This is a genomic window from Alcanivorax sp. REN37, assembly GCF_041102775.1.
Lineage (GTDB): Bacteria > Pseudomonadota > Gammaproteobacteria > Pseudomonadales > Alcanivoracaceae > Isoalcanivorax > Isoalcanivorax beigongshangi.
This window is the reverse complement of sequence record NZ_JBGCUO010000001.1, coordinates 2,227,821-2,254,366: the sequence shown is the minus strand read 5'-3', so window position 1 is coordinate 2,254,366 and position 26,546 is coordinate 2,227,821. Positions and strand designations below refer to the sequence as shown.

26 protein-coding genes and 1 tRNA gene are annotated in these 26,546 nt (G+C 63.9%); 16 read left to right on the top strand and 11 right to left on the bottom strand.

What is annotated here, in order from left to right:
* Positions 1 to 1,446: a phospholipase D-like domain-containing protein gene (locus AB5I84_RS10265; RefSeq protein WP_369455764.1), complete on the bottom strand. Its 1,446-nt coding sequence runs from the start codon at positions 1,444 to 1,446 to the stop codon at positions 1 to 3.
* A 99-nt stretch (positions 1,447 to 1,545) separates the two neighbouring features.
* Between AB5I84_RS10265 and AB5I84_RS10260 the strand changes: the two genes are divergently transcribed.
* On the top strand, positions 1,546 to 1,812 hold the full coding sequence (locus AB5I84_RS10260) for a hypothetical protein (RefSeq protein WP_369455763.1): 267 nt from the start codon (positions 1,546 to 1,548) through the stop codon (positions 1,810 to 1,812).
* 108 nt (positions 1,813 to 1,920) lie between these two features.
* Entirely contained in the window at positions 1,921 to 2,121 is a 201-nt protein-coding gene (locus tag AB5I84_RS10255) for a hypothetical protein (protein ID WP_369455762.1), read from the top strand.
* A 137-nt stretch (positions 2,122 to 2,258) separates the two neighbouring features.
* Here the strand turns inward: AB5I84_RS10255 and AB5I84_RS10250 are convergent, their stop codons facing one another.
* Positions 2,259 to 4,094 carry a beta-ketoacyl synthase gene (locus tag AB5I84_RS10250; RefSeq protein ID WP_369455761.1) on the bottom strand — a complete coding sequence of 612 codons (1,836 nt, stop codon included), beginning with the start codon at positions 4,092 to 4,094 and terminating at the stop codon, positions 2,259 to 2,261.
* A gap of 478 nt (positions 4,095 to 4,572) precedes the next feature.
* Entirely contained in the window at positions 4,573 to 5,754 is a 1,182-nt protein-coding gene (locus AB5I84_RS10245; protein ID WP_369455760.1) for an acetyl-CoA C-acyltransferase, read from the bottom strand.
* A 420-nt stretch (positions 5,755 to 6,174) separates the two neighbouring features.
* Between AB5I84_RS10245 and AB5I84_RS10240 the strand changes: the two genes are divergently transcribed.
* The 4 genes from AB5I84_RS10240 to AB5I84_RS10225 all read left to right on the top strand — a co-directional run bounded on the left by AB5I84_RS10240 (position 6,175) and on the right by AB5I84_RS10225 (position 8,470).
* A complete protein-coding gene (locus tag AB5I84_RS10240; protein ID WP_369455759.1) occupies positions 6,175 to 6,753 on the top strand; it encodes a superoxide dismutase in 579 nt (192 codons plus the stop codon).
* Positions 6,754 to 6,878: 125 nt separating this feature from the next.
* Positions 6,879 to 7,403, top strand: coding sequence for a hypothetical protein (locus tag AB5I84_RS10235; protein WP_369455758.1), 525 nt, complete (start codon positions 6,879 to 6,881; stop codon positions 7,401 to 7,403).
* A gap of 34 nt (positions 7,404 to 7,437) precedes the next feature.
* A complete protein-coding gene (locus tag AB5I84_RS10230) occupies positions 7,438 to 8,337 on the top strand; it encodes a hypothetical protein (protein WP_369455757.1) in 900 nt (299 codons plus the stop codon).
* 48 nt (positions 8,338 to 8,385) lie between these two features.
* Positions 8,386 to 8,470: transfer RNA gene (locus AB5I84_RS10225), tRNA-Leu, on the top strand.
* Positions 8,471 to 8,678: 208 nt separating this feature from the next.
* Here the strand turns inward: AB5I84_RS10225 and AB5I84_RS10220 are convergent.
* The 5 genes from AB5I84_RS10220 to AB5I84_RS10200 form a co-directional block, all read right to left on the bottom strand.
* A complete protein-coding gene (locus AB5I84_RS10220; protein ID WP_369455756.1) occupies positions 8,679 to 9,572 on the bottom strand; it encodes an alpha/beta hydrolase in 894 nt (297 codons plus the stop codon).
* A 159-nt stretch (positions 9,573 to 9,731) separates the two neighbouring features.
* On the bottom strand, positions 9,732 to 10,595 hold the full coding sequence (locus AB5I84_RS10215) for a metal-dependent hydrolase (protein ID WP_369455755.1): 864 nt from the start codon (positions 10,593 to 10,595) through the stop codon (positions 9,732 to 9,734).
* A 213-nt stretch (positions 10,596 to 10,808) separates the two neighbouring features.
* The gene (locus AB5I84_RS10210; protein ID WP_369455754.1) at positions 10,809 to 11,327 is read right to left on the bottom strand and encodes a DUF1289 domain-containing protein; all 519 of its coding nucleotides are present in this window, start codon (positions 11,325 to 11,327) and stop codon (positions 10,809 to 10,811) included.
* A gap of 33 nt (positions 11,328 to 11,360) precedes the next feature.
* Positions 11,361 to 11,648 (bottom strand): hypothetical protein, encoded by a 288-nt coding sequence (locus tag AB5I84_RS10205; RefSeq protein ID WP_369455753.1) that lies wholly within the window; start codon positions 11,646 to 11,648, stop codon positions 11,361 to 11,363.
* A 63-nt stretch (positions 11,649 to 11,711) separates the two neighbouring features.
* A complete protein-coding gene (locus AB5I84_RS10200) occupies positions 11,712 to 12,257 on the bottom strand; it encodes an acyl-CoA thioesterase (RefSeq protein WP_369455752.1) in 546 nt (181 codons plus the stop codon).
* 259 nt (positions 12,258 to 12,516) lie between these two features.
* Between AB5I84_RS10200 and AB5I84_RS10195 the strand changes: the two genes are divergently transcribed.
* The 3 genes from AB5I84_RS10195 to AB5I84_RS10185 all read left to right on the top strand — a co-directional run bounded on the left by AB5I84_RS10195 (position 12,517) and on the right by AB5I84_RS10185 (position 14,736).
* Entirely contained in the window at positions 12,517 to 13,287 is a 771-nt protein-coding gene (locus tag AB5I84_RS10195) for a 3-hydroxyacyl-CoA dehydrogenase (protein WP_369455751.1), read from the top strand.
* Between the two features lie 53 nt (positions 13,288 to 13,340).
* Positions 13,341 to 14,306: an MBL fold metallo-hydrolase gene (locus AB5I84_RS10190; protein ID WP_369455750.1), complete on the top strand. Its 966-nt coding sequence runs from the start codon at positions 13,341 to 13,343 to the stop codon at positions 14,304 to 14,306.
* A 190-nt stretch (positions 14,307 to 14,496) separates the two neighbouring features.
* The gene (locus AB5I84_RS10185) at positions 14,497 to 14,736 is read left to right on the top strand and encodes a hypothetical protein (protein ID WP_369455749.1); all 240 of its coding nucleotides are present in this window, start codon (positions 14,497 to 14,499) and stop codon (positions 14,734 to 14,736) included.
* A 57-nt stretch (positions 14,737 to 14,793) separates the two neighbouring features.
* On the opposite strand, the gene dinB is transcribed toward AB5I84_RS10185, so the two are convergent.
* Positions 14,794 to 15,897, bottom strand: a complete 1,104-nt coding sequence (gene dinB, locus AB5I84_RS10180; RefSeq protein WP_369455748.1) for a DNA polymerase IV — start codon at positions 15,895 to 15,897, stop codon at positions 14,794 to 14,796.
* Positions 15,898 to 15,976: 79 nt separating this feature from the next.
* Here dinB and AB5I84_RS10175 point away from each other — a divergent pair, with 79 nt between their 5' ends.
* Positions 15,977 to 17,644: an FAD-dependent monooxygenase gene (locus AB5I84_RS10175; RefSeq protein WP_369455747.1), complete on the top strand. Its 1,668-nt coding sequence runs from the start codon at positions 15,977 to 15,979 to the stop codon at positions 17,642 to 17,644.
* 26 nt (positions 17,645 to 17,670) lie between these two features.
* On the opposite strand, the gene AB5I84_RS10170 is transcribed toward AB5I84_RS10175, so the two are convergent.
* Complete coding sequence (locus AB5I84_RS10170) at positions 17,671 to 18,618, bottom strand: hypothetical protein (RefSeq protein WP_369455746.1); 948 nt, start codon at positions 18,616 to 18,618, stop codon at positions 17,671 to 17,673.
* Between the two features lie 158 nt (positions 18,619 to 18,776).
* Here AB5I84_RS10170 and ppc point away from each other — a divergent pair, with 158 nt between their 5' ends.
* On the top strand, positions 18,777 to 21,443 hold the full coding sequence (ppc, locus tag AB5I84_RS10165) for a phosphoenolpyruvate carboxylase (RefSeq protein ID WP_369455745.1): 2,667 nt from the start codon (positions 18,777 to 18,779) through the stop codon (positions 21,441 to 21,443).
* Positions 21,444 to 22,062: 619 nt separating this feature from the next.
* Here ppc and AB5I84_RS10160 read toward each other — a convergent pair.
* Positions 22,063 to 22,281, bottom strand: a complete 219-nt coding sequence (locus AB5I84_RS10160; protein WP_369455744.1) for a CDGSH iron-sulfur domain-containing protein — start codon at positions 22,279 to 22,281, stop codon at positions 22,063 to 22,065.
* 86 nt (positions 22,282 to 22,367) lie between these two features.
* Between AB5I84_RS10160 and AB5I84_RS10155 the strand changes: the two genes are divergently transcribed.
* Genes AB5I84_RS10155 through AB5I84_RS10135 form a run of 5 tightly spaced genes read left to right on the top strand, consistent with a single transcriptional unit; the run spans position 22,368 to position 26,511 of the window.
* Positions 22,368 to 23,234 (top strand): GNAT family N-acetyltransferase, encoded by an 867-nt coding sequence (locus tag AB5I84_RS10155; RefSeq protein ID WP_369455743.1) that lies wholly within the window; start codon positions 22,368 to 22,370, stop codon positions 23,232 to 23,234.
* Positions 23,231 to 24,013 carry a lysophospholipid acyltransferase family protein gene (locus AB5I84_RS10150; protein ID WP_369455742.1) on the top strand — a complete coding sequence of 261 codons (783 nt, stop codon included), beginning with the start codon at positions 23,231 to 23,233 and terminating at the stop codon, positions 24,011 to 24,013. Before AB5I84_RS10155 ends, AB5I84_RS10150 begins: the two co-directional genes overlap by 4 nt.
* Before the next feature lie 59 nt (positions 24,014 to 24,072).
* Positions 24,073 to 24,639: an elongation factor P-like protein EfpL gene (gene efpL / locus AB5I84_RS10145; protein WP_369455741.1), complete on the top strand. Its 567-nt coding sequence runs from the start codon at positions 24,073 to 24,075 to the stop codon at positions 24,637 to 24,639.
* The gene (locus AB5I84_RS10140) at positions 24,639 to 25,679 is read left to right on the top strand and encodes an aminopeptidase (protein ID WP_369455740.1); all 1,041 of its coding nucleotides are present in this window, start codon (positions 24,639 to 24,641) and stop codon (positions 25,677 to 25,679) included. The genes efpL and AB5I84_RS10140 overlap by 1 nt, the downstream gene beginning before the upstream one ends.
* Positions 25,672 to 26,511: a rhomboid family intramembrane serine protease gene (locus AB5I84_RS10135; protein ID WP_369455739.1), complete on the top strand. Its 840-nt coding sequence runs from the start codon at positions 25,672 to 25,674 to the stop codon at positions 26,509 to 26,511. The genes AB5I84_RS10140 and AB5I84_RS10135 overlap by 8 nt, the downstream gene beginning before the upstream one ends.
* The last annotated feature ends 35 nt before the right edge of the window (positions 26,512 to 26,546 follow it).

Below are 26,546 nucleotides of genomic sequence, written 5' to 3'. Positions count from 1 at the left end.
TCAGAAGCTGGCCCAACCGCTGCCTTCCATCACTCGGTACAGCACTCGCGGCCACCAGCGCTCATCGGCGTACACCGGGTAATCAACGCTGTACTGGATGGCGCCGGTATTGCCCCAACGCTCGGCAAACAGCTGTTGCAGGGCCGCGAAGGTGGCGTCGCCGGCGGGGGTACGCAGCACCACATCAGCTTCCAGATTGAGCCCGGCCAAATTGCGGCGGGTGAGGTTGGCAGAACCAATCAGTGCCTCGCCGCGGCCGTCAGCGCGCTGTGCCATCACCAGCTTGCTGTGGCACTGTTCGCCAAGCGTGTTGCACCAGCGCACCGGGATGCCGGCGGCGTGTAGCTCAGCCGCCACCGGCCGGTTGGGAATGCCATTTTTCTCGCGTCCAAACGCATCCTTGTTGGGATCGAGCAGCACCTGCAGCGCGGCGCCGCGCTGATGGGCCGCCAGCAGCCCCTGCACCACCGCTCGTGAAGACAGGTAGAACATATCCAACTGCACCGCATCGCCGGCGCCGCTTTCGCGTAGCAGCCGCAGCACGGCGTCCTCGATGGCGCGTTCGGTGACCACCTGCACGGTGGCACCGGCGCCGGCGGCCACTGCCGGTACCGGGTCCGGTGCCGTCGGCAGCGTCAGCTCCGGCGCCGAGAAGCGCGCCACCGCCAGCTCCGCATGAAGCACATCCAGCGCCGCCGGGCCGCGGAATTGCAGACCAATATTGCTGTGGGCACTGCTGCCGTTGTGCGGGTTGGCGGACATCACAATCGCTTGCCAATCGCCGTCGCGGTCGGCCACCACCGTTTTGCGGTGGTTGGCTTTGAAATTAAGCAGCGCCAGATAAGTGCGCAGCGTCACCTTGCCGGGCGCTACCGGGTTCGGCAGCCAGCCGCCCTCATCGTTGCCGAGCCATTGGCAGCACACCCGCCACAGCCATGACCAAGACGGATTCGAATCCGCCAGCTTGGTGAGGTCCGTGATCACCACCTGCACCCCAGCCGCGCGCAGCCGCTCCAGGAACGGTGAGCGTTGATTGCCGTACAGGGTATTGAACGGGTCGGTGATCAGCAGCACCTGCAGAGATGGCGTCATGAGCTTGCGCGCGATCAGGCGGGCGGTGAGTTCCTCCGCCAGCGCGCGCTGGCGCTCCGGCACCGCGCCCTGGAAATCGTTGAACAGGAACAGGTCCAGCACCAGCAGTGATTCGGCCTGGTCGATCAGCGCGAACACGGCGTCAAAAATGTGCTGTTGCACCTGACGCTCGCCGTCGGCATCGGGGCCGGTGAGGTCGGTGAGCAGTTGCAGTTCCGTGGCCGGGCGCGCGACACCGGCGTAGTTCTGGCCAGCGCCACGCCACGCCACGCTGCTCAGGGCGCCGAGCAGGTAGATCAGCGCCAGCAGCACCAGCCAGCGGCGGCTCCGGGACCCACGACGAGGTGCAGCCATAATCGTCTCCTGACACAATCGCGCAACTCTAACAAAGCTGACCGGCAGCGGGACCGCGTGCCGCAACTTTTAACAGCTTCACACACAGGAGTCCTTGCTATGGCCGCCATCATTCTCGGCAGTGCCGTCCTCAGTTGGTGCTTACTGGCGCTGCTGCAGGGCCGAACCCGCACTGCCGCCGGTCGTTATCTGTGGGCGCCGGCGCTGACCGCGTTGGTGGTGCTGCCGCTGTGGGCACTGCTGTTGCCGTCGGCGCCGCTGATGCAGGCCAGCGCCACGCCACTGTGGACGGTATTGCTGGCGTCGGTGTGGGTGTGCTTGGCGCCGGCGCTGGTGTGGTCAGTGACGCAGTGGCGTCAGGGGTAACACCGCAGCCGTACATTGTTACCAAGGTGCCACAGCCTTCCTCGCCGCCAGCCGCTTCAATAGCTATGACGGCAAGGTGCCGGTCGCAACACGATCAGGGGGAAGCTGATGGTGACGTTACGGCTCAGGCGCTGGCGCTGGGTGCCGCTCGGCATCGCGCTGTTGGCGGGTTTGCTGCTGCTGGGAATGGAGTTGGAACAGAGCCGTATATTGGGGGAGGAAGCCCCGGTGCTGCGTGAAACAGCGCCGATGACGCTGAAGGCCACACCACGCTCCAGCGCTACTTTGCCAGCCGCATCCCGCGGCTGAAAAATATTCACATTATTAGAAATGACACGGCCCCGGCGGCGATGCCGGTGGGCGCATTGGTGTCTTGGGTAGCGTTCGCGAAAATAAAAAAAACCCACGGAGCAATGTTTCGCTCCGCAGGGTTCCGTTGCAACTGGTTAGCCGACGTAAGCGGCGAATTCGGGGTCGTCGGCGAGCGCCAGCGGCTGGTCCCAGCCGGGCACGGCGACGCTGTGGTCGGTGATGGTCAGGTCCGGGCCGTCTAGAACGCCCTCGCCAAAGTGATAGCGCGGCGCAGTGCTGCCCGCGACGGCGGCCGCATCCCAATCCGCCACCTGCTGGCGAGTGGCCTGCACCCGCTGTTGCCAATCGGCCAGCGCGCTGTGGCCGTGGCGGCGCGCCAACAGATCGCTGGTGGCTTGCGGTGACAGCACCACCGCGGTGGCGTTGTTGCCGCCGAAACCTTTGGAGTTCAGCAATGCGGCCTGCGGGCGTTCCAGAGTTTGATGCTGCTGGTGCAGGCCAAGGCGCGCGCCGTGTACGTCATCAGCTACCTGGTCCAGCGTGAAAATGCCCGGCAGCAGGCCGTGGGCAAAGGTGCCGAGCGTGGCCGCGAGCTGGTCGCCGCCGGCGGTGCCAAGGCTGTGGCCGACATAGCATTTGATCGCCGCCACCGGCCAATCACGGATATCGAACGCTTCCGCGACGCGGTGCAGCACATCGGATTCAGTGACCCGGTTTTGCGGTGTGCCGGTGCCGTGGGCGTGCACGAAACTGTGGTGGCGTAGCCCGTCGCTGCCGATCAGTTGGCGGGTGAGGGCGGCGGCGCGCGCCAACGTCAGATAGTTACCGACGCCGGGGGCGGAAATGGATTTCTTCGGACCGTCGGCATGGATAAACACATCCGGCACCGCGCCCAGAATGTCGGCGCCCAGCTCCAGCGCCAGCGCATCGTCCATCAGCACCACAAACTGCGCCGATTCGGCGATGGTGAAGCCGATGTTGTAACCGAACGGGCGGCAGGCACGGCGGTGGTCGGGTTGGTCGCGGTGCGGGTCCAGCTTCAGCAGCGCCTCGTCTTCGCCCAACGCGCCCATGGCGCGGTAGCCCTCGATCACTTCTGGCACCAGCGGCGCCTCGCTGGTGCCTACTAGCACCAGCCGGCGTCGGCCAGCGCGGATGTCTTGTACGCCGAGCAGCAGGTTGTAATGGAAGGTGGCACAGGCGCCGAGCATGCCCCCGGTGCTGCCCAATGCGCCGAGCACGTAAGCGTTGATGAAGTCGGCCGGCATCTCGCCGAGACCCAGCGGGACTTGCTTGGAGGTAATGCGTTTGCCGCTGGCGGGATTGCGGAACAGGCCGCCAAGGCCGCAGTCGTCCAGTTGCGCCATGGCGCTGGAAGCGTAGACCGCCACCTGCTCCGGCGGCAGCCGGCGCTGAATCAGCGACCAGTCGATGCCGAGCATGCCAAGTGCTTCGGAAGCGCTATAGACCGCCATTTGCAGGCCGCGCGGATGGTTGCGCGAGGCATACAGCTGGGCCGGATCAAACCCCCCCGGCAGTTGGCCGGCGGATTGCACCTTACTGCGCTGGCTGCTTGGCAGCAGCAGTGCGCTGCCGGCCGGGATCAGCACTTCGCTGCGGCGGCCGTCCAGCGGCGTCACCTGCCAGTGCGCCGGCAGCGGCTGCGGCAGATCCATGTTGCGCACTTCCAGTTTCAGCGGCGCATTGCTGGTGCCTTGCACTGAGATGGGCACGTTGTCGGCATCGACCCAGGTGGGATCGAGGCGCCGTACCAAGGTGTGCTCCAGCAGTGCTTCGGCATCGCCACCGAACCGGCCGCGGGTGTCCAGTGCTGCCAGCGCCGCCAGCGTGCGCGCCTGCTCGTCGGCAGACAGCGCATCGAACACCAGCCGGTGATAACCGTGGTGACAGGCGCTGCGACCGGCGGGGCTGATGCCGCCGAGGGCGGTGATGACGGGAAGGGCGGCCAAGGACAACTCCGTGAACAGATGGTGACCATTTGGTCAGACTGATGGGTCACGGATTTTAGCGAAAACCATCCGGGGCGAAAGTGCCCATTGGGCGCGAAGTTGTAACCAATGATGGCGAGCGCTGCAGGCGGTGGTGACAATGCGGTGGCGGCGGGTCTTTTCATGATCGGCTGATGGCAGTCGCGGCAGATCACCGCAAATGCCCACCGGATGGCGGGAAAATGGCGACGCAGGCCGGGCCAGACAGCAGACGTTGTCTGTTCAGGGTGGCGGCTGGAATGGGCAGGTTCGATGGCGGCAGGTGTTGCCATTGTGGCGGTGAGGCCGAGCAAGCCGGTGTGGGCTTTTGCAGGGATCAGGCGGGGCTGTTGGCGCTCTATGGGCGTTGAGCACAGCGGTGTGGTGCAGGGCCGTCAATGACTCAGGCCCTGTCCCACAGCCCCATGGCGACCTGCCGGGCAGGCCGCCATGGTCTGCCTTACAGCAGCTCGATCGCCACCGCCGTGGCTTCGCCGCCGCCGATGCAGAGGCTGGCCACGCCGCGTTTACCGCCGGTACGGCGCAGCGCGTGAATCAAGGTCAGGATGATGCGTGAGCCGGTGGAACCTACCGGGTGGCCCAGCGCACAGGCACCGCCGTGGATGTTGAGCTTGTCGTGGGCAATGCCGAGATCGGTCATCGGCATCATTGCCACGATGGCGAACGCTTCGTTGATCTCGAATAGATCCACGTCGTCCACGCTCCAGCCGGCTTTGGCCAGCACTTTTTCCACGCAGCCCACCGGCGCTACGGTGAACTGGGACGGGTGCAGCGAGTGGGTGGCGTGGGCCACGATGCGTGCCAGCGGCTGCAGACCGCGCTCGGCCGCTACGGATTCCCGCGCCAGTACCAGCGCTGAGGCGCCATCGGAAATGGAGCTGGCGTTGGCGGCGGTGACGGTGCCGTCTTTCTTGAACGCCGGACGCAGGGTGGGGATTTTGTCCAGGTTGGCGTTGCCCGGTTGCTCGTCGGTGTCGACCACGACCTCGCCTTTGCGGGTCGCCACGGTGACCGGCACGATCTCATCCTTGAACCAGCCTTCTGCGATTGCTTTCTGCGCGCGCTTCAGTGATTCGATGGCGTAGTTGTCCATTGCCTCACGGGTGATGCCGCGCTCGTCCGCCAGATCTTGGGCAAAGGCACCCATCAGACGGCCGGTTTCGGCGTCTTCGAGGCCGTCGAGGAACATGTGGTCGTAGACCTGACCGTGGCCCATGCGCAGGCCGGCGCGGGCCTTGTCGAGCACGTAAGGGGCGTTGGTCATCGACTCCATGCCACCAGTGACAACGATGTCGTTGGTGCCGGCGACGATGCTGTCATAGCCGAACATGGTGGCTTTCATGCCGGAGCCGCACAGCTTGTTGATGGTGGTGGCACCGACGCCGTCCGGCAGGCCAGCTTGGCGCATGGCTTGGCGCGCCGGACCTTGCTTAAGACCGGCGGGCAGCACGCAGCCCATCACGACTTCTTGGATGTCATCGGCGTTGAGGCCGGCACGACGGACGGCTTCACGGATACAAAGGGCGCCCAGTTCTGGCGCGCTGACCGGTCCCAGTGCACCTTGGAAACCGCCCATGGGGGTACGAGCACCGTCGACAATGACGACTGCATCATTGCTCATTGATTATTCTCCTGGTGAAAACGACGCGGCGGACAGGGGCCCACCGACGACCAAAGCGCGGCCATTGTACGGCAGCCGGATGCGGCCTCCCAAGGCGGAATTTTTACGCCCCGGCGCGGGTACGCACATTCAATGTAAGTCTTTATAGGTGAAGGCATTTTTCATAGGCGAGCGCTGCCCAACCGATAGTCAGGATGCATCGCCGGCAACTGGCCGATACGCAGTCGGGTTGTTATCATCGCAGCCTGTCAGCGGCCGCCACGCCCGACGGCGCACCGCTGGCCCGTCTGCCGGCGCCTGGTTTTTGCGCCGCCGCGGATGACGGCTTGAGAACCCATGCCGCCGGGCGATTGATCGCATCACCCCGAGCAGTCGCGATCGGCGGTCCAGAAAGCTGAACCACGTCAGGGGATACAGATCATGGCTTTTGAACTTCCTGCTCTGCCTTACGCCAAGGATGCACTGGCGCCGCACATGTCCCAGGAAACCCTGGAATTCCACTACGGCAAACACCACCAGACCTACGTCACCAACCTGAACAACCTGGTGCCGGGTACTGAATTTGAAGGCAAATCGCTCGAAGACATCATCAAGAGCGCTGGCCCGGGCGGCGTGTTCAACAACGCTGCACAGGTTTGGAACCACACCTTCTTCTGGAACAGCCTGACCCCGAACGGCAGCGGTGCGCCGACCGGTGCACTGGCCGACGCCATCAACGCTAAGTGGGGCTCCTTTGACGCGTTCAAAGAAGAGTTCACCAAGTCCGCGATCGGCAACTTCGGTTCCGGCTGGACCTGGTTGGTGAAAGGCGCCAACGGTCTGGAAATCGTTAACACCAGCAACGCCGGCACCCCGTTGACCGACGGCAAAACCGCGCTGCTGACCGTGGATGTGTGGGAACACGCCTACTACATCGACTACCGCAACGCGCGCCCGAAATTCCTTGAGGCATTCTGGGCGCTGGCCAACTGGGACTTCGCAGCCAAGAACTTCGGCTGAGGGTCCCGGCTTCGGCCGACGACAAAGCCGCCTTCGGGCGGCTTTGTTCTTTTCTGCCCAGCCATCACCGGAACCCTGCCGCGGCGGCGGCGTCGAAGCCTGCCAGAACTGCATCGGAGCACCGCATGAACCTCATCCGCCTTACTTTAGTGCTGCTGTCTGGCCTGCTGGCTGCCGGCACCCTGCACGCGCAGCCGGCGTCGAGCCCGGACGCGGTGATCAACCGGCTGGCCGAAAGTTTGATGACCACCGCACTGCAAGCGGTGGGAGAATCCGGCAGTGTTTACCCGTTCGCGCTGCAATGGCATGCCGGCGAGGACGAGGTTGAACTGCTTGGCTACCGTGGCGAGGCCGACCAAGCGCCGCCCTCCGACCAGTGGGCCTTGGCGTTGCAGCAGCGATTGCAGCAGCAGGCCGCCACCGACCCAACGCTGATGGCTGCCGGGCTGGTGCGCATGAGCGAAGTAAAAACCGAACAAGGCGAAACACTGCCAGGGCTGTGGGCATTGGTGGATCATCGCGATGGCCGGCCGGTGGTGCTGTTCCTGCCGTTTTTGGCCAACCCGCAGGGCGGCAAGCGCGTACCCGGTGAGGTGATTTATCATGCGCCGCAGCAGGGCTTGTTTGACGCACAGCGCCAAGCCCGCTGACACCGCGGCAACAGCATTAACAGGAGAACAGGGGATGACGGACAAACGCGACGTGCCGATGGGCGATTTGCAGGATCTAGAGTTGGACGCACCGCGTGGCGCTGCGCGTCCAGCGCCGCCGCCTGCCGCGTCCACTGCGCCGAAACCGGAGCGCAGTAAGCCCGCCGCCACGGCAACGACCGCAACAGCGGCGCGTCGTAGCAATCCCTGGCCGTGGTTGTTGGTGTTGCTGCTGGCACTGGTGCTGGTAGCGGGCGGCTATGTGGTGTACCAAGAGCTCAGTCACGTGCGCAGCCAGCTGCATGCCCAGCAGAACGAATCCAGCGACCGCCTGGGCGACCTTGCCACGCAGTTGTCCGCCGCTGACCAGAGTCGTGTGCAGTCCGCCGAACAGATGCAGCAACTGCTGGCCACCCACGGCGACGAAATCCGCAAGCTGTGGGATCTCGCCAATAAGCGTAACCGCGCCGACATCGAAGCCAGCCAGAAAGCCATCGCCGCACTGGAGCAGAACAACAAGGAGCAGGCCACGGCACTGACCGCGCTGCGCACAGAACTGGCCAGTGCCCGCACGGCGGCCAGCGAAGCCCGCACCGCTGCCACCGACGCGCGCAAGATCGCTGATGAGGCGCAGAAGCAAGCCGCGGCCGCGCAGAGCGCGCTGCAGCAGACCACGGTGGCCCGCAACCAATTACAGACCCAGCTCGATCTCGCCAATGAGACCCTCGGCCAGCTGGAACAGCGGCTGGGAACCCAGCAGCGCACCCTCGATGACCTGCGCAAAATTCTGCCCGCACTGCAGGCGGTAGCGGCCACCCAGAGCCAGCGCGGTGGCGTCGGCAGCCGTCTCAATGAGCTGGAAGACGCCGTCAATGCGTTCGACAGCTACCGGGTGCAGGTAAATAACCGTCTGGATGCTTTGCAGGGGCGTTGAGTAAGCATTGGAGGATGGCGGCGACGCTGCTACAATCGCCGCCCTGATGCGCTAGTGGTGGAATTGGTAGACACGCTGGATTTAGGTTCCAGTGCCGCAAGGTGTGGGGGTTCAAGTCCCTCCTGGCGCACCATCAAAAAACAGCTTCGGCGTACACTTGGCTTTCGATTGCTCAAGAAGTGTCGCGGAAGTATCGAATTGAACCCGGCGTTGTCCGGGTTTTTTTATGGCTTTCTTCTTTCCGTTGGCTCGATTGCTTGCGCTGCTCACCTAGAGCCGCGGAGCATTTGGCCGGCTCGACGCCGGCCATTGGTCAAGGTGGGTGGGTTGTAGCGCTCGGTTTACAGCCAGCGCTTCAGAAACGCTGCCACCCGCTTCAGATCGCGCCGCGCTTCTGGCAGCCAGGGAACCAATGTCGGCCACACGTGCAGCAAGCCGTCGCGCTCCAACCATTCCACCAGCACCCCATCCGCTTGGGCTTTGGCGCGCAGTGCGGTGGCGTGGTCGTACAGGCATTCGGTGCGGTCGACGGTGATCATCAGCGGGCCGAGGCCGCTGTAATCGCCAAGGCAGGGGGAGGCCAGCGGCAGCTCGCGGTCAGCCGGGTTCGGCAGGTAGACCTCGGACGCGGTGCGGATCATGTCGGCGGACAGCATGGCATCACGTTCGTCATTGGCAGCCACGGACGGCTGTTCGCGGCTGTCGGTGGCGGGGGAGAAGGTAAATGCGCAGGCCGGTTTAGCGAGGCCTTCTTGCTTGATGTTCAGCAGCGTCGACAGCGTCAAACCGCCGCCGGCGGAGTCGCCACCGATAGCAATTTTGGCTGGATCGTAGCCCTCGTCGAGCAGCCAGCGGTAGGCCTGCAAGCAACTGTTCACGGCGGCCGGGAACGGATGCTCGGGGGCAAACGGATAGACCGGCAGGTACACCGCTGCGTTAAGCGCTTTGGCCAGCCGCCCGGCCATGTTGTGGTAGGTGCGCGGGGTGCCGGCCATGTAGGCGCCGCCGTGGAAATACAGGATCGCGCGCTGTGGATTGGCCACGGCAATCACATCGCCACGGAAACCGTCGGTGTCGATGCGGTGATGGCGGATGCCGCGCGGTAGCAGCGTCAGGCCCGGGGGATGATTGAATTGCTTGCGCAGATGACGCACCAGCTGATCGCTGTTGAGACCGTTGCGTTTGATCAGCCGGCGGCTGACTTGTCGAAAGAGATGGGCCGTCACACTGGTCACGTAAAAATCCTCGCAGGAAAAAATGCAGAACACCGCTCACCATACCGTGCACAGCCCGGTCCGACGATGAATGGGCGGGCCAATTTGGGTGAGTGGCGCGTGAAAAAAAAGGTCACCTTGCGGTGACCTTTGAACGGAGAGTCGTACAGCAGAAAAAAATCAGGCCGCCTTGGTTTTTTTGCGCTTGGCGTTGTCTTCCAGGATCGGTGCCAGCAGGGCATCGACGTTTTCCAGCAGCGCGCGGTTGTCATGGTCCCAGGGATGGAAGCCTGGCTTGAACCAGTCCAGCCAGTTGAGAACGGATTGGCTGAAGCCCCCTTTGCGGCCCCATTGGTAACGCAGCGACGTGACCCAGCCCTTCACATTCAGCAAACCGCCTTTGCGGCGTACGTTTTCGAAGTAGAACGCGTATTGCAGCGCCAAGAACACCGAGGTGGATAGCACCAGCATGCTGGTGCGCAGGCCATAGGCGGTCAGGGTCTTGCCCATCACCGTGGTGTACACATCGAAGGCCACTGCTTTGTGTTCGGTCTCTTCCAGCGCGTGCCAGTTCCACAGGCCCACGAACTTCTCATCGGAGTCCTCGCCCAGCAAGGCTGGGTTGCGGAGCAGGGCATCTGCAAGGATGGCGGTGAGGTGCTCTAGCGCTACGGTTGCAGCCAGTTGAACAGACTGCGGCGTGTACTTCTGCACACCTTTGAGCAAGGCCAGCACGAATGCTTCTTGGGCCTCCACTGGTACGCCAGCGGCATGCAGCAGGTCGTTCAGTTCGGCGTGCTCACGGCTGTGCATGGCTTCTTGGCCGATAAACGCGGTGACGGCCTGCTTCAATTCGGGATCGGTAATTTGGTCGCGGTAGTTGCGTACCGAGTCGATGAAGAAGCGCTCGCCCACCGGGAAGAACAGGCTCAGCGTGTTGTAAAACTGGGAAACGTGCATGCCGGCGTAGTGCCAATCAACGGCCTTCTCGGCGGGCAGGCCGAATTTCAGATCGCGACGGGTTGGCAGGATGCTCACGCTCATGGGGTGTTCCTCTAATTATTGTGACATTGCTCGATGGTATCGTTGCGGCGGCTGAAATCCAGCGCCAGATCGCATTCGCAAGCACAGGGGATTGACATTTTGCACCGCTGACCGGTGAGTTTTAGTCAGTAATTAACCTAAGTATTTGATAATTAATGGATAAAAATTGAAGTCAGCCTTTGGGCGCAAAGGGGCGAAAGCTGTCTGACAATTCTAGGAGGGCGTGTCCAATTCGCGTGCCACCGCTTCCACCAGCAGCGGAATCCGCTGGGCTTGGCGGGCACGGTCAAGGTGGGCGCGCGACAACTCGTACAGTTCATGGCTGATACGGTCATACAGTTCGCGCGGGCTGTGCGAGGCCGGATCGAACAGCGGCTGCAAGCCGAAGTCCTGATAGCGGATGGCTTGGCGCCCAGCGGCTTTTAGCAAGTCCGGCACCCAGCCTTCTGGCGACAGCTCTGATTGGAACCGCAAGTTTTGGTAGTCCATGCCTTGGCGCAGCAGGCTTGAGTCGAGCACTTTGAAGTAATTGCTGACAACCAGTTTTAGCAGGCTGTTCAGGCGGCGCCAGACAATGTCCTTTTCGTCGTCGCTATAGGCGTTCCAGTTCACCACTTCATGGGCAAAGCGTTTGCAGCCACGGCAGACACTGTCGCCGAATACGGTCGAACACACGCCAATGCAAGGCGTGCGTACACGGGTCACGGAAGAGGAGGGGGGATGGTCGGCCATGGCCGCAAGGGTACCAAAGCCCCCCCTGACTCTCTAGCGGGTTGGGCCGTTGAGTACCTGCAAACGCACCGGGCTGCCGAGAATTTGTGCAGCGGCATCCATGCGGCCCTGCAAGTCCGGCGCCTGCATGTCCGAGGGATGGATTTGCAGCACCGTTTCGCCGGTGCGCACATCGCGATGCAGTTGTTGCAGTGATGGGAACAGGTGCTCCACTGCGGCGACGCGCTGACTGGAAACGGGCAATGGGTCGGTGGGATCGTGGGTGCAGGCGCCGAGCAGGGCTGAGCAAGAAAGAACAGAGAGCAGTACGACGGTACGCATGGCGACATCCTGTTGCCGGTGGGAATCCTAGCGCGGGCCGCCGGTGCGGCCCGCAAGCGTCAATCAGAAATCAGCGGGCAGCTCCTGGTCACTTTCCGCATAACGGCGTTTGGTTTGCAGCAGGCGCTTCCACTGTTCCACATACTCCGGCAACGCCGGCGAGCTTTGGTTCAGCCCGGTCATTTCCTGCACCGCCTGCGGGCTGATGGCCTTGCCGCCGTACATGTTCACCAAGCGCAGCATGGCGTGGGTGTGCAGTTTGCCTTGTGACTCGAAGCGCTGATCGTAATACACGTACTTGTCGTCCCAGCCCATGATGCGGGTGCGCACCGTGAACTGCTGGTAAGGACGCAGCTCGCGCACGTAGGCGACCTCGGTGTTGGCCACCACGGCATTGCAGCGGGCCTTGATCATCTCGTTGAGCAGGCCGGTGGACACCGCATGTTCAAGCCGGCAACGGTCCATAAACTTAAGGTACTTGGCGTTGTTCAGATGCAGGTTGATATCCAGATCAAACATGCCGACTCGGAAGTCCATGCTGACGGTATCGAACAGGCCATGGGTGGGCGTTTTTTTTCTGCGCATGGCCGCGCTGATCAACTCGAACATCCAGGTGTCTCCCCCAGCGGGCGTTGGATGATGGAAGCATCCGGTCACCGTGACCGGCATCACAGCGCCAGAGTATAGCGGTGCTGGAGTCATGGTGTCAGGCGGCGATGTCGCCTTGACCAAGCCGCCCGGCGGCCAATCGAAATTGAGCGGTTCGGTAATGGCGTGCTCCCGGGGGCTGGCTATACTCCAGTGCACGACTTGTCAGTCAGCGGCGCTTGAGCGCCTCTGCGTGTTAGCCAAGCCTCCAGGAGCCAACATGGATTTGAACAATAAAGTGACCGTCATCACCGGCGGCGCATCGGGTCTCGGGCGTGCCACCGCCGACGCGCTGGTGGCGCGTGGTGCGCGGGTGATGATTCTAGACCGTGATGCAGAGCGCGGTGGCCAAGCCGCCGCAGAACTGGGCGACCAGGGCGCGTTCGTCAGCTGTGATGTGACTAGTGCCGAGTCAGTGGCGGCGGCAATTGCGGCCACCCGTGAGCGCTTCGGCGCCATCCATATCTGCGTTAACTGTGCCGGCGTCGGCTCCGCCATGCGCACCGTCGGCCGTGACAATGTGCCCCACGACTTGGGCGTGTTTGAAACGGTGGTGAAGATCAATCTGATCGGCACCTTCAATGTGCTGCGTCTGGCGGCGGCGGCGATGGCCGACAACGAGCCGAACCAGGACAACGAGCGCGGCGTGATCATCAACACCGCGTCGGTGGCGGCGTTCGACGGCCAGGTCGGCCAAGTGGCTTATGCCGCCACCAAAGGCGGCGTGGTCGGCATGACGTTGCCGATCGCCCGTGACTTGGCCGCGATGGGGATCCGCTGCAACACCATCGCGCCGGGCATTTTTAATACCCCGCTGATGAACGCGGCGCCGGACAAGGTGAAAATGCCGCTGATCGAAATGACCCAGTTTCCCAAACGCCTCGGCCATCCGCCGGAATACGCGGCGCTGGTGTGCCACATCGTTGAAAACAGCTTCCTGAACGGCGAGACCATCCGCCTAGATGGTGGCATCCGCATGCAGCCCCGTTGAGGGCCGCACACTGACCAGGCACGGCACCGGCTACCGGTGCCGTGAACAGCGCCATGTTTGAAATGCTTGCTCCGGACCTCGGCCGCCTGCGGCTGCCAGTGTCATTCCCGCCGCAACACGTTAACAGTTACTTGCTGCGCGATGGCGATGGCTGGTTCGTGGTCGACTGCGGTCGCCACGATGAGCCGACCCGCGCGGTATGGCAGCAGTTTCTCGCCTCGCCGGAACTGGGCGGCGGCATCAGCCGTATTTTCCTTACCCACACCCATCCTGATCACAGCGGCAGTGCTGCTTGGCTGTCGGCGCAGACCGGTGCGCCGGTGCTGCTGGCGGCCGCGGAATGGGATTGGATGCAGCGGATCTGGGCACGCGCCACCGAGCAGCCGGAGCAGATCAAAGCCTTCTTTGCCGGCTGGGGTGCCGAGCCGCCACAGCAGCAATTGGCGGTGCATATGTTGGCCAAGTTCCGTGACGGCAATCCGCTGATGACCGGCGAGGTGGTCACGCTGGCCCCCGGCGACAGCCTGACCATTAATGGCACGCGCTGGAGTCTGGAGGGCGGCGAAGGCCATACCATCTGCAACCTGTTGCTGCACCAACCGCAACAGCAGCGCTTGATCACCGGCGACCAAGTGCTGCCCGGGATCCGTCCCAATGTCAGCATCTGGTACAGCATGGAGCACGACGCATTGGGCGATTACCTGCGCAGTGTGGCGCGACTGGCGGCATTGCCTGTGGCTTGGGCTTACCCGGCTCATGGTGATCCCTTCGACAACTACGCCGAGCGCTGCGAGCAGTTGCTGACGTTCCATCGCGGTCGGCTTGGGCGCACTCGTGAGCTGTTCATACAGCAGCGGGATTGGCGGATTGAGCAGCTGCTCGAACAGCTGCTGGGCGCGCGCGGCAATGAGGGCAACTTCCTGCTCAAAGCCGGGCAGCTATATGCCATCCTGCGGCATTTACAGCAGGCGGGTGAGGTGTCGTCGTCCCAGCCGGGATACTGGCACTACAGCGCCTGAATCCGCCTCTGGCACCGTACGGTCACTGCATGGCAGTGGCCGTTTTGGTGGCGTCGACGTACCAAGGTACGTATGTTTCCGACGCAGTAATATCTCGACACAAACTTTCGCGGCGCGCCACTTATGGATGTCATCTGAGACTGTTAGGGTCACTCTCAGATCGGACACACCAACGGTAGGAGTCACCGCCATGCTGCTCAAATACCTCAACGAACTGGATCGTGCGGTTCAGGCTGCCCAGCAGGAGCCGGGCCAGGTGCAATTCAGCCACTGCGTTGAGTGTGCCAACGTGCTGAAAGACTACCTGCGTGGCCAGATTGAGCCGGTGCGGGTGCGTGGCACTGAGATCATGGAGTCGCTACTGCCGGAACACTTCGAAGAGTGGATGGCCGCCGCCGGTAGCGCCGAGAGCGCTTGCCTGCACGCCTGATCCGGGCACATCAATGAAAAAAGCCGGCCTTGTGCCGGCTTTTTTTGTGCCTGCCGTTCACAACGTCTGACGCTGCTGGCGCAGCGCCGCTAGGCGTTCTTCCTCGAACAGGTCTGGCTGCTGGCGTGCCGCCAGATCGCGCAGCCGCACCCCGATACCGATTAACCGTGCCGGGCCGGCGCGCCGTTCCCACAGCAGGTCAAGCAGGGCCGCAAACTGCGTCGGCTCCAGGCTGTCACCACCGCTGTCGCAGGTGGCGATCGAGAAGTCGCTGTAACGCACCTTGGCGGTCAGCCCCTGCACCAGGTAGTCGGCATCCAGCCGCGCCATGCGCGTGCGCAGCCGTTCCAGCAACTCCGGCAGTTGTGCCTGCCACGCGGGCAGGTCGGGTAGATCCTGGGTGTAAGTTTCTTCCACGCTGACGGATTTGCGGCGCCGGTTGGCCTGCACTGGGCGGTCGTCTTCGCCGCGGGCCAGATGGTAGAGCCGCTCACCGAAACTGCCGAAATGCTGCGCCAGCGCCAGCCGGCTGTAGCCGCGCAGATCGGCACAGGTGTCGATGCCCAGCGCCGCCAATTTTGCGGCGGTGACGCGGCCCACCCCGTGCAGCTTCTTCACCGGCAGGGCGGCAACAAAGGCGTCCACCTGGTCTGGGCGGATCACCGTTAGGCCATCGGGTTTGTTCCAGTCGCTGGCAATCTTGGCGAGGAATTTGTTCGGCGCCACGCCGGCTGACACCGTGATGCCGATGTCTTGGCGCACGCTTTGGCGGATGGCTTCGGCAATGCGCGTGGCGCTGTTCTGCAGTTGCTCGCTGTCGGTGACATCGAGGAACGCTTCGTCCAGCGACAGCGGTTCGATCAGCGCGGTATAGCGGCGGAACAGCGCTTGAATAGCACTGGAAACACGCCGGTATTTGTCGAACTGCGGTGGCAGGATCACCAGTTCTGGGCACAGCCGCAGGGCGTGGGCCGAGGCCATGGCGCTGCGCACGCCGAACTCGCGCGCTTCGTAATTGCAGGTGGCGATCACGCCACGACGTTGGGGATCGCCACCCACCGCCAGCGGCCGGCCACGCAGGCGCGGGTCGTCACGCATCTCCACAGCGGCGTAAAAACAGTCGCAGTCGACGTGAATGATCTTGCGCAGTGGGGCGTCCATGACACTGATGCCAGAGGATGGTGGGGGTTGGCGTATGATACCTGCTCCCGCGCCGTTGGGCGCAGTAGCAGGAGGCACCATGCGCTGGCCATGGCAGGCAGAACAGGATGAGCACACGGCGCCGGGTTTGGCGCCGGTGCCAGAGGTGCTGATCGTGGGTGCAGGCCCCACTGGTCTCACGCTAGGGATTCGTCTGCGCCAGCAGGGCGTGGCCTGCCGCATCATTGAGCGTCTGCCGGCTCCGCTGCCGTGGTCGCGGGCGCTGGGCTTGCATGCACGCACCCAAGAGTTGCTAGCGGCGCTGGGGGTACTCGATGCGGTGCGTGAGCGCAGCCTGGGTCTGCAGGCGGTGAATGTGTACGGCGAGCGCGGCCATCTGTTCCGGCTTGATCTAGATGCGCTGGATGCGCCCTATCCGCAGGTGCTCAGTTGCCCGCAGGCGACCGTGGAAGAACTGCTCGCCGAGCGGTTTCTGGCCCTCGGCGGGGTGTTGGAACGCGGTGTCGAACTGACGGGCTTCCAGCAACAGGCGGACCATGTGGTGGCGTTACTGCGCGACGAGAATGGCGAGCGCCGCTGCCTGGCCAGTGTGCTGGTGGGCTGTGACGGCGCCGGCTCGCAAGTGCGCCAGCAGGCTGGCATCAGTTTTGACGGCGTGCGCTATGCCGACCATTTTCTGCTGGCCGATGTGGCGCTGGATTGGCCGCTGTCGCCGAGCTGCACCCATGGGTTTCTACGCGCCGAGGGCGCGTTGATTGCCATCCCGATGCCGGATCGCTGGCGGCTGATCATTAATCTCGCCGATGACGAAGACCTGTCGCCAGTGACCGACGCGATGCCGATCCAGCAGCGCCTAGAGCGCTATATGCCGGCGGCGCGAATCGACGCAGTGCATTGGGTCAGCCGCTTTTCGATTCACCGCCGCTTGGCCGGGCGTTACCGCCTTAACCGGGTGTTCCTCGCCGGTGATGCCTGCCACATCCAAAGTCCGCTCGGTGCTCAGGGCATGAACACTGGCATTGCCGATGCGTTCAACTTGGCCTGGAAGCTTGGTCACTACCTGCAAGGTTGGGGCGGCGGCCGTTTGCTGGACAGTTACGAACAGGAGCGGCGGCCGGTGGCGGCGCAGATGCTGCAGCAGGTGGACCTGCTGTCACGCGGCTCGTTTTCCCGTGCAGCCTGGGTACGGCAGGGGCGCGAGCTGACGCTGCGCTGGTTGTCGCGGCAGCCAGCGTTGGCACGGCGGCTGTTGCGCCGCGCCAGCCAGCTGGATGTGCATTACCGCCAGTCGCCGCAAGTCAGCGGCCGCGGCAACCAGCGGCCCGGCCCGAAACCGGGCGACCGGATGCCGGATGCGCTGCTGGTACGCGCTCGCCATAGCGGCGAGGACGCGCTGCATCGCTGGTTATTGGATCCGCGTTGGCATTTGGTGATTCAGTTGCCGCAGCAACCGGACCATCCTGATTTCCTCACGCTTTACGCACTGGTGAGCCGGTTGGTGGAAAGCGCCAGCGCCCAGTTGCGACTGCATTGCGTGGTAAGCGGCCGCTGGCCGGCAGCGCTCAATGATCTCACCACGTCCGATGTGCAGTGCTGGCAAGACACGCACGGTCACTGGTTGCGCCAGTACGGTGAGCAGGGACAGTTGTGGTTGATGCGCCCGGACGGGCATCTAGGCTTTCGCGCGCCGCTCACCGACAGCGATCAACTGCTGCTGTGGTTGGCGCGGCTGTGGCAGCGCGATTGAGCCGGGCCGAGCGGCCCGGCAGTGCCTCACACGCGCAGCGCCGGCGCGTGCAGCAGCGGGATGTCCTGCCCGCTGGGTGAACGCGACAGCGTCACCAGCAGGTGGTCGATCACCAAATCAAGACTGGTTTCCCGGGGTACGTCCGCCATCACTGCCGTGAACGCAGGAGCGATGTCGCGCAGCGCGGCAAGCACGATTTCGGCTTGGGCGCGCGGCGTGTCCGGCAGCAAGATCACCAGGCTGTCGGCATCAGCGCGGGCACCGATGTCGCTGCGACGCAAGCGGCCGGACACGCTCTGTGCCAGCAGCGCCAGGTCAGCACTGGTTTGTGGGCGCAGCAGCACTGCCGTCAGCGGGCTCGACAGGCGCTCATGCAGCGGCAGTAGCCAGCCGCCGGTGTGGGACAGCGCTGGCCGGCTCAGCAGACCGGTGTCCGGGTCTTGCCACAGCGCCGCCTCGTTGTGTTGGCTGATGACGTGATTGCGCAGCAGCAGCAGACTGTGGGACGCGGCACAGGCGAGCATGGTGAATGACAGGAACAGCGTCGCCGGCGTCAGCGAGCCACCCGGTTCGCCGCGCAGCACCAAGATCGTGCCCACCAGTATCACGGTAATGCCGAGGATCAGGATCGCCCGCAGCGGCGGTAGCAGCACACTGGCTAGCATCGGCAGGGCAAACATCACCGCGATCACTGGCGGCGGTTCAGTGGGATCAAACCACAGCAGCGCGCAGGCGGTGATCAGGTCGAGCCCCAACGACAGCACCAAGCCGCCAGGCAGCGGCCGCAGCAGCAACGTCAATTGCAGCAGCAGGTACACCACCAGCGCGGTGACGAACACAAAGGTGTGCAGGTTGAACTCGTTTGACGATTCCGCATGGAAGTAAAAACTTGCCAGCACCGCGAAAATCAATCGCGCTGCAAACAGCAACACGCTCAGACCGCGCTCGGAGGTCAGGGTGACGGGTTTCAGCATGGCCATCCCACTTATCAGTCGACCGCCTATGGTGCGGTAACATTTGTACAGATAAAAGACCCGTCGCGCGTAATGTGCCGGTGACGGTGCTTTGCTAAGGTGTTTCGGTTCGCGCGGGCAGAGCTGGTCGCCCGCCAGGTTCACATCAGGAGCAGTCTGTGACCGAAAATCTCCATGCCCCGCTGCGGGACAATGTGCGTCTGCTGGGTGACATGCTCGGCCGAACGCTGAAGGACCAAGAAGGCGAAGCGGTATTTGAGCGGGTCGAGCGTATCCGTCAGGCGGCGGTGAAAGCGCGCGCTGCGGGTAACGTCGACATTGGCCGTCTGAAGCCGCTGTTGGCGGCGCTGGATGATCGCCAGCTGGGTGTGGTGGCGCGTGCCTTCAGTCAGTTCCTTAACCTCGCCAACTTGGCCGAGCAGCAGCACCGGGTGCGGCTGCGGCGCCAGCACCAGGACTATGAAGCGGACGCCGGTGGCGCGCGGCCGCTGGGCGAGCTGGTGCAGCGCTTGCTGGATAGCGGCCTCGATGTGGCCACGGTGCGTGACACCCTGCAGCAGCTGTCGATCGAGCTGGTGCTCACTGCCCATCCCACTGAAGTGTCGCGGCGAACACTGATTCGCAAATACGACCGCATGGCCAAGCAGCTGGCGGCGCTGGATCGCACCGACCTCAGTGATGAAGAGCGGCGTCAGCGGCGCCAAGCGCTGGAGAACCGCATCCTGTCGGCCTGGTGCACCGATGAGATTCGCCGCCAGCGGCCGACGCCGGTGGACGAAGCCAAATGGGGCTTCGTGACGCTGGAGCAGTCGCTGTGGCAAGCGGTGCCGGCGTTCTTGCGGGAAGTGGATGCGGTGGCCGAGCGCCTGCTGGGCGGTGCGCTGGATATTACCGCGATGCCGATCCGCTTTGCCTCGTGGATGGGCGGTGACCGTGACGGCAACCCCAACGTCACCGCCGCGGTGACCCGCGAAGTGTTGCGCCTGGCGCGTTGGATGGCGGCGGATCTGTACCAGCGCGACATCGAAGAATTGCTGGCGGACTTCGCCATGCACAAAGCCAGTGATGAGCTGCTGGCAGTCACCGGCCCCAGCCACGAGCCGTACCGAGTGGTGCTGCGCGAGGTGCGCGATCGCTTGCGGCTCACCCGCCGCCATATTGAGGCACTGCTGGAAGGGCGCGAGCCGCCGCCCGGTGACATCATCCAGTGCGCCGACGATCTACGGCAGCCGCTGTTACTGGTGGAACGCTCGTTGCGTGAATGCGGCATGAGCCGGCTGGCGGACGGCGCCCTGCGCGATACGTTGCGGCGGCTGGCGTGCTTCGGCATTTCGCTGCTGCGCTTGGATGTGCGTCAAGAATCCGGTCGCCATGCGGCGGCGCTGGACGCCATCACCCGTTACCTCGAATTGGGCAGCTACGCCGAATGGAACGAAGCGGAGCGCCAGCGTTTCCTGGTCAGCGAATTGTCCGGCCACCGGCCGCTGGTGGATCAGCGCTTCCGCGCCAGTCCGCTGTGTACCCCGGAAGTGGCGGAAGTGCTGGATACCTGCGCGGTCATCGCCAGCGAAGCGCCGCAAACCTTGGGCGCCTATGTGATCTCCATGGCCACCGCGCCGTCGGATGTGTTGGCGGTGATGCTGCTGCAACGGGAAGCCGGGGTGGCGCAATTCATGCGCGTGGTACCGCTGTTCGAAACCCTCGATGACTTGGAGCAGGGCCCGTCCACCATGCGCGCGCTGCTTGAAATTCCCTGGTACCGGCGCCAGGTGGCCGCCGGCCAGGAAGTGATGATCGGCTATTCCGACTCCGCCAAAGACGCCGGCTTCTTGGCCGCGGCTTGGGCCCAGTACCGGGCGCAAGAGCAACTGGCGGCGCTGTTTGCGGAACATGGGGTACCGCTGACGCTGTTCCACGGCCGCGGCGGTTCCGCCAGTCGTGGCGGTTCGCCCACACGGATGGCGCTGTTGTCGCAGCCGCCGGGTTCGATCAATGGCCGCATCCGTGTCACCGAGCAGGGCGAGGTGATTCGCTTCAAGTACGGGCTACCACAGGTGGCGATCCAGAACCTGGAGCAGTACGTAGTGGCAACCTTGGAAGCCACGCTGCTGCCGCCACCGGCGCCGCAGCCAGCGTGGCGTGAGGAAATGCGCCGCCTGACCGGCACCGCGCTGACCGCCTACCGCGAGGTGGTGCGTGATACCCCAGAGCTGGTCACTTATTTGCGCACCGTGACTCCAGAGCAGGAGCTCACCCGTCTGGCGTTGGGCAGCCGTCCGGCGCGGCGTGCCAGCGGCGGTGGTATCAGTACTTTGCGCGCGATTCCTTGGGTGTTTGCCTGGACACAGATGCGGTTGATGCTGCCGGCATGGCTCGGCACCGGCGTGGCGCTCAGCGAAAGCCTGGCCGACGCCGAGCGCAGCCCGGTATTGCAGGACATGCGCGAGCAGTGGCCATTCTTCCAAGCGCTGTTGGACATGCTGGAGATGGTGCTGGCGAAGGCCGATCCAGTAGTGGCGCAGTATTACGAGCAGCGGCTTACCCGTGATCCGGCGCTGATCGAGCTGGGCACCGCCCTGCGTGGCCGGCTGGCGCAGACCATCGCCGCGTTGCAACAGGTCACCGGGCGCGACGATCTGCTCGCCAATAACGCGGTGATGCAATGGTCGATCCAGGTGCGCAACCCCTACACCGATCCGCTGCACCTGCTGCAAGCGGAACTGATGGGGCGGCTGCGCGAGCAACCGGAAGCGCCAGGCGAGTTGGAAAGCGCGCTGATGGTGACCATCACCGGCATCGCGGCAGGGATGCGTAACACCGGTTGAGATACCGCTGTGGTGGAGGGAAAAAGCCGGCGCTATGAGCCGGCTTTTTTATGGCGTTGCGGCCGCCGCTAGGCGCTGAGTTGGGTGCGCTTGAGAGCTAGGCAAGACCGCCGAGGTGCTGTGAAAGGAAAAAGTGGGAGTGGGGTGCCGTGGTGGGGCGCCTAACCCGCTGCTCGGTATCAGGTAAAGCGGTGCGATGGGGGGGCAGTGCATGACGCAGCATTGTCCTCACAGGCATATGGCCGTTTCTTACCGTCCACTTATCGTGCTTCAACGCTCACTGTTGACGCTCAAGAGTTGGGGGCAGGTTTCAGGTCGTGCAACTCACAGCTCTGGACCGACTACGCAAGATTTCGTGCTCAGGGTTCAGGGTTCAGGGCTCAGGGCTCAGGTTAAGACCCGCGGTTTGGTTCACAGCTCACAGCCCACAGCCCACAGCTCATTTGGGAATCGCGCAGGGCCCACACCTTCTTTTCTGACTCTCGCTCCACCGCCCACCATCAAAGCTCTGCTGCTGTTACCTACGTCGCCGCAATTGTCACTTCCAGTTTTGCCAATACCGTTTTGACGAGAGTGCCAATCCACACACGCCGCTGGCTCTGATTGCCATCCCCACCGTTCACGCCAACTGCTGATGGCTGCGGCCGTCACAATAGGGTGGCGTGGTAGTGCGGCCGCAGCCGCAAAAGATGACGATTTGCTGGCGTGGGGCTTGGTAGCGCTGCTGCTGCGGATGGTTGCAGGTGGGGCTGGCGGTCACGGCGGGGCACTCGGGGCACCAGTAACACACGGCGCCGGCGCTGAGTTTGGTGGGCAGGGGATAGCGTACTTGCGCCATGGCTGTCTCCAAACAGTCACAAAGCTGTCACTGGAATGACAGTCTCGATTGCGACACTGCCCTCGACCTCAATAGGGAGTGCAGTGATGATCGCGCAGACGGCCACCAAGCTCAAAGGCTTCACGCCCCAGCTCAAACAGGTGCTGAGCCGCCCGTTCCTGAGTCCGGTCAGCCCGTTCCGCCTGCAAGGCCCGGCGGCCGAAGACGGCGACCGTTTCACCGTTTACTTCACCCAGTCGCGCCGCGATATCCTGCGCGCCCAACGACTGCGATTCCGCATTTTCAGCGACGAATACGGCGCCCAGATCAAAGCACCCTTTGGTCTCGACCGTGACCGCTTCGATAAGCATTGCCTGCACTTGCTGGTACGCGACAACGACACCGGCGAGCTGGTGGGCTATACCCGCATCCTCACCCAAGAACGCATCGCTAAGACCGGCGGCTTTTACTCGGCCGGCGAATTTGATCTCGGCAACCTGGCGCGCCTGCCGGGCCGGGTGGCGGAAGTGGGGCGCACCTGCATTCATAAGGACTACCGCAGCGGCGCAGCGATCTCGCTGCTGTGGGCGAAGATCGTGCAGTTTGCCCTGGAAGAAGGCATCGACTACCTGATCGGCTGCGCCAGTCTGGCGCTCGGCGATGACTACGACTGCCAAGCCATCTGCGACACCGTGCGCGACAAACATTTGTCTGAGGACAGCCTGCGGGTGATGCCGCGGGTGCCGGTACCGGCCGGCATGCTGCGTGCCGGCGGCTCCACGCGCATGCCACCGCTGCTGAAAGCCTACTTGCGGCTGGGCGCGGACATCTGCGGCGAGCCGTGCTGGGATGCCGAGTTCAACTGCCTCGACTTCCTCGTGCTGATGCCGCTGGAGCGGCTACCGGCGCGGTACCTGCAACACTTCACCCAACCGCGTAGCGGTCGCGGTGAGCGGCTGTCGAGGGCAATATGACTCCGGCTGCCACACCGGTCGCGGCACCGGTGCGCGGTGCTTGGCCGCAACTGCGGCGCCTGTGGCGGGTGCTGCGGGTGTTGACGCATATCTTCTGGGGGCTGTGGGTGGCGCTCTGCTGCGGCGCCTTCTGGCACCCGCACCGGCCGGCGGTTCGTCGCCGGGTGCAGCGCTGGCTGACGCAACTGGTGACGCTGTTATCGGTGCGCGTGGAGGTCTCTGGTACGCCGCCGCAAGGCGCAGCGCTGGTGGTGTGCAACCACGTGTCCTGGGTGGACATCCCGGTGCTGGCGAGCCTGATGCCCGCCTATTTCCTGTCCAAGGCAGAAGTGCGCGACTGGCCGCTGATCGGCTGGCTGGCGCAAGCCGGTGGCACCTTGTTCATCAAACGCGGCAGCGGTGAGTCCGGGCGCAAAGCAGTGGATATTGCCGTCGCGCTGCAAAAAGGCCGCAGCGTGTTGCTGTTCCCGGAGGGCACCACCACTGATGGCCGTCAGCTGCGTCGGTTCCACCGGCCGCTGTTTGAAGCGGCAGTGTTGGCGCCGGCACCGGTGCAACCGGTGGCGCTGCGCTATCTCAACGAAGACGGCGAACTCGACACCGCCGCGGCGTTCATCGGCACCGACAGCTTTCACCACCATCTATGGCGGCTGTTGCTGCGTGACCAGCTGCGGGTGCAGGTGCAGTTCTTGGCGCCGTTGGCGCCGGGCGAGCGCTTGGCCGAACACGCCCACGCCGCTGTGCTGGCAGGGCTGACGAAAGGGGGGCGGGCCGGTTAGCATTCCGGCTCCGCTGCCGAATGCGGTGGCGGTCCTGAATCCTGCCTCCGGAAGCTCCCATGACCAAAGCCAGTGATCTGAAACGCTCCGACGTCCTGCGCGCCAACGGCGCCCTCTATGTGATCCGCCAGATCGACGTGCAGACGCCGTCTGCACGCGGTGCTGCCACGCTCTACCGGGTGCGCGCCACTGCCGTCGGCGGCGGCCACAAACTCGAAGAACGCTATAAGGGCGATGACGACGTCGACACCGTGGCGCTCAGCCGCCGCACCGTGCAGCTGTCCTATGTGGACGGCGACGAATATGTGTTCATGGATGCCGCCGATTACACCCAGTACCCACTCAAACGCGATGACATCGAAGACGAACTGGACTTCATCACCGAAGACAGCCAAGGCCTGCAGGTACTGTGTGTCGAGGAGCAGGTGGTGGGGCTGGAGTTGCCGGCGTCGGTGGAGTTGCTGATCACCGACACCGTGCCGGCGATGAAAGCCGCGTCGGCCAGTGCCCGCACCAAGCCGGCCACGCTGTCCACCGGTCTGGTGATTCAGGTGCCGGAGTACATCGAGACCGGCGAGCGGGTAAAAGTGAATACTGCCGAGCGGCGTTTCATCTCCCGCGCCTGATGCGCGCGTTGCTGCTGGTGCTGCCGCTGTGGTTGGTCGGCTGCCAGTCGCTGGGCTATTACCCGCACTTGGCTGGCGGCCACTTGGCGCTGATGCGCGCTCGGGTGCCGCTGGAACAGGCGCGCCTAGAGCAGCCGCCGGAGGTGGCGGCGGCACTGGCAGAGGTCGCCGCCCTTCGTCAGTTCGCCGCCATCGAGATGGGGCTGCCGGTGGGTGATGCCTATCGTCATTACGTGCCGCTGCAGCGCCCATGGGTAGTGTGGAATCTGGTGGCGGCACCGGCCGATCAATTGGCACCGGTACAGTGGTGCTACCCGCTCATTGGTTGTGCCAGCTATCGCGGGTTCTTCGATCCTGCCCGTGCCGAACGCAGTGCCGCCCGTTGGCAGGCGCAAGGACTGGAAGTGTACGGCGGCGGCGCCATCGCCTATTCCACCTTGGGTTGGTTCGACGACCCGGTGACCACGCCGATGCTGGCTGGTAACAGCTGGGATCGCGCGCAACTGCTGTTCCATGAACTCACTCACCGGCGCCTGTATGTGCCCGGCGACACCGCTTTCAATGAGTCCCTCGCCACGGCAGTGGGCCGCGAAGGCGCGCGCCGTTTCAGTGCGCGACAGGGTGTTGGCGTAGCGCCACTGCCCGGCGCGGAGGCGGCGCGGACGCAGGTGCTGGAGTGGGTGGCACACGCGCGCCAAACGTTGCAGACGCTGTACCAGAGTCAGCCCGATGCAGAAGCGTTAGAGGCCGGTAAGCGGGCGGTTCAGCAACAACTGCGCCAGCGCTATGCGGAAGCGCTACCGCAGCAGCCAGCGCTGGCCGCTTGGCAGCGCTGGTTTGCCGGCCCCCTTAACAATGCCCAATTGGCCTCGCTGCAGGACTACACTCAATGGGTGCCGGCGTTTGACCGGTTGCTGCTGCAATGTGGCGGTCGCTGGTCTTGCTTCTGGACCGGCGTCGACCAACTTGCCACCCTGTCACCGGCGGCCCGCAGTGCCGCGCTGTCCCGACTGACCGACCCGGAGTCCACTGATGATTGAATTGGCCAGCTTCCCTGATGCCGCCGTGGCAGAGGTGTTCTCCCGCGCCCTGGGCCGGGCCGGCTATGGCACCCAGGTGCGGGCCCGCGAACAGCAGTTTGTGCTGCTGCTGGAAGATGCCGCCCATTACGACGCCGCGCGACAGCTGCTGTCGGAGTTGGTGCGTAATCCGTCCGATGCGCGGTTACAGGATCAAGCCTGGCAAAGCGGTGAAGTGATGCCGCGCCAGCCGCGCAGCGCCAACATGCCGCCGCTGCTCGGCAGTGCCTGGTGGGCGTCGATGGGGCCGCTGACGCGTGCCGTGCTGGTGGCCTGTGCGGTGATCTACGGCCTCGAAGTGGCGGGCTTCAGTGTTTACCGAACGCTGCTATTTGCACCGTCACTGGAGGGCTTGCAGGCGCAGCCGTGGCGTCTGTTCTCACCGATGTTGATGCATTTCTCGCTGCTGCACCTGTTGTTCAACTTGCTGTGGTGGAGCGATCTGGGGCGCACCATCGAGCGCTTCCAGTCCAGTGTGCAACTGTTGTGGGTAACGCTGGTGACAGCGGCGGTATCGAACCTAGCGCAGTTCCTCGCCAGCGGCCCGATGTTCGGTGGTTTGTCGGGGGTGGTGTACGGCCTGCTCGGCTATCTGTGGATCTATGGCCGCGTCAATCCCGGTGCCGGTTACGGCCTGCGTCGCGAGATCGTGCTGTTCATGCTGGCATGGTTGGTGATCTGTTATGTCGGTTTTGCCGACGTGGTGGCCAACGAAGCACACCTGGCCGGACTGCTCAGTGGCTGCGTGCTGGGGGCCATCACCGGACTGCAGCGCCGCCGGCGCGCCGCGTGAGGTTGGCCCGGTCGGCGTTTGAGTCGCTTTCCGGG

What these genes read in the sequence shown, in the direction of transcription:
- AB5I84_RS10265 (WP_369455764.1), bottom strand. Translation starts at nt 1,446, where the DNA reads ATGGCTGCACCTCGTCGTGGGTCCCGGAGCCGCCGCTGGCTGGTGCTG.
- AB5I84_RS10260 (WP_369455763.1), top strand. Translation starts at nt 1,546, where the DNA reads ATGGCCGCCATCATTCTCGGCAGTGCCGTCCTCAGTTGGTGCTTACTG.
- AB5I84_RS10255 (WP_369455762.1), top strand. Translation starts at nt 1,921, where the DNA reads ATGGTGACGTTACGGCTCAGGCGCTGGCGCTGGGTGCCGCTCGGCATC.
- AB5I84_RS10245 (WP_369455760.1), bottom strand. Translation starts at nt 5,754, where the DNA reads ATGAGCAATGATGCAGTCGTCATTGTCGACGGTGCTCGTACCCCCATG.
- AB5I84_RS10240 (WP_369455759.1), top strand. Translation starts at nt 6,175, where the DNA reads ATGGCTTTTGAACTTCCTGCTCTGCCTTACGCCAAGGATGCACTGGCG.
- AB5I84_RS10235 (WP_369455758.1), top strand. Translation starts at nt 6,879, where the DNA reads ATGAACCTCATCCGCCTTACTTTAGTGCTGCTGTCTGGCCTGCTGGCT.
- AB5I84_RS10230 (WP_369455757.1), top strand. Translation starts at nt 7,438, where the DNA reads ATGACGGACAAACGCGACGTGCCGATGGGCGATTTGCAGGATCTAGAG.
- AB5I84_RS10215 (WP_369455755.1), bottom strand. Translation starts at nt 10,595, where the DNA reads ATGAGCGTGAGCATCCTGCCAACCCGTCGCGATCTGAAATTCGGCCTG.
- AB5I84_RS10210 (WP_369455754.1), bottom strand. Translation starts at nt 11,327, where the DNA reads ATGGCCGACCATCCCCCCTCCTCTTCCGTGACCCGTGTACGCACGCCT.
- AB5I84_RS10205 (WP_369455753.1), bottom strand. Translation starts at nt 11,648, where the DNA reads ATGCGTACCGTCGTACTGCTCTCTGTTCTTTCTTGCTCAGCCCTGCTC.
- AB5I84_RS10200 (WP_369455752.1), bottom strand. Translation starts at nt 12,257, where the DNA reads ATGTTCGAGTTGATCAGCGCGGCCATGCGCAGAAAAAAAACGCCCACC.
- AB5I84_RS10195 (WP_369455751.1), top strand. Translation starts at nt 12,517, where the DNA reads ATGGATTTGAACAATAAAGTGACCGTCATCACCGGCGGCGCATCGGGT.
- AB5I84_RS10190 (WP_369455750.1), top strand. Translation starts at nt 13,341, where the DNA reads ATGTTTGAAATGCTTGCTCCGGACCTCGGCCGCCTGCGGCTGCCAGTG.
- AB5I84_RS10185 (WP_369455749.1), top strand. Translation starts at nt 14,497, where the DNA reads ATGCTGCTCAAATACCTCAACGAACTGGATCGTGCGGTTCAGGCTGCC.
- dinB (WP_369455748.1), bottom strand. Translation starts at nt 15,897, where the DNA reads ATGGACGCCCCACTGCGCAAGATCATTCACGTCGACTGCGACTGTTTT.
- AB5I84_RS10175 (WP_369455747.1), top strand. Translation starts at nt 15,977, where the DNA reads ATGCGCTGGCCATGGCAGGCAGAACAGGATGAGCACACGGCGCCGGGT.
- AB5I84_RS10170 (WP_369455746.1), bottom strand. Translation starts at nt 18,618, where the DNA reads ATGCTGAAACCCGTCACCCTGACCTCCGAGCGCGGTCTGAGCGTGTTG.
- AB5I84_RS10160 (WP_369455744.1), bottom strand. Translation starts at nt 22,281, where the DNA reads ATGGCGCAAGTACGCTATCCCCTGCCCACCAAACTCAGCGCCGGCGCC.
- AB5I84_RS10155 (WP_369455743.1), top strand. Translation starts at nt 22,368, where the DNA reads ATGATCGCGCAGACGGCCACCAAGCTCAAAGGCTTCACGCCCCAGCTC.
- AB5I84_RS10150 (WP_369455742.1), top strand. Translation starts at nt 23,231, where the DNA reads ATGACTCCGGCTGCCACACCGGTCGCGGCACCGGTGCGCGGTGCTTGG.
- efpL (WP_369455741.1), top strand. Translation starts at nt 24,073, where the DNA reads ATGACCAAAGCCAGTGATCTGAAACGCTCCGACGTCCTGCGCGCCAAC.
- AB5I84_RS10140 (WP_369455740.1), top strand. Translation starts at nt 24,639, where the DNA reads ATGCGCGCGTTGCTGCTGGTGCTGCCGCTGTGGTTGGTCGGCTGCCAG.
- AB5I84_RS10135 (WP_369455739.1), top strand. Translation starts at nt 25,672, where the DNA reads ATGATTGAATTGGCCAGCTTCCCTGATGCCGCCGTGGCAGAGGTGTTC.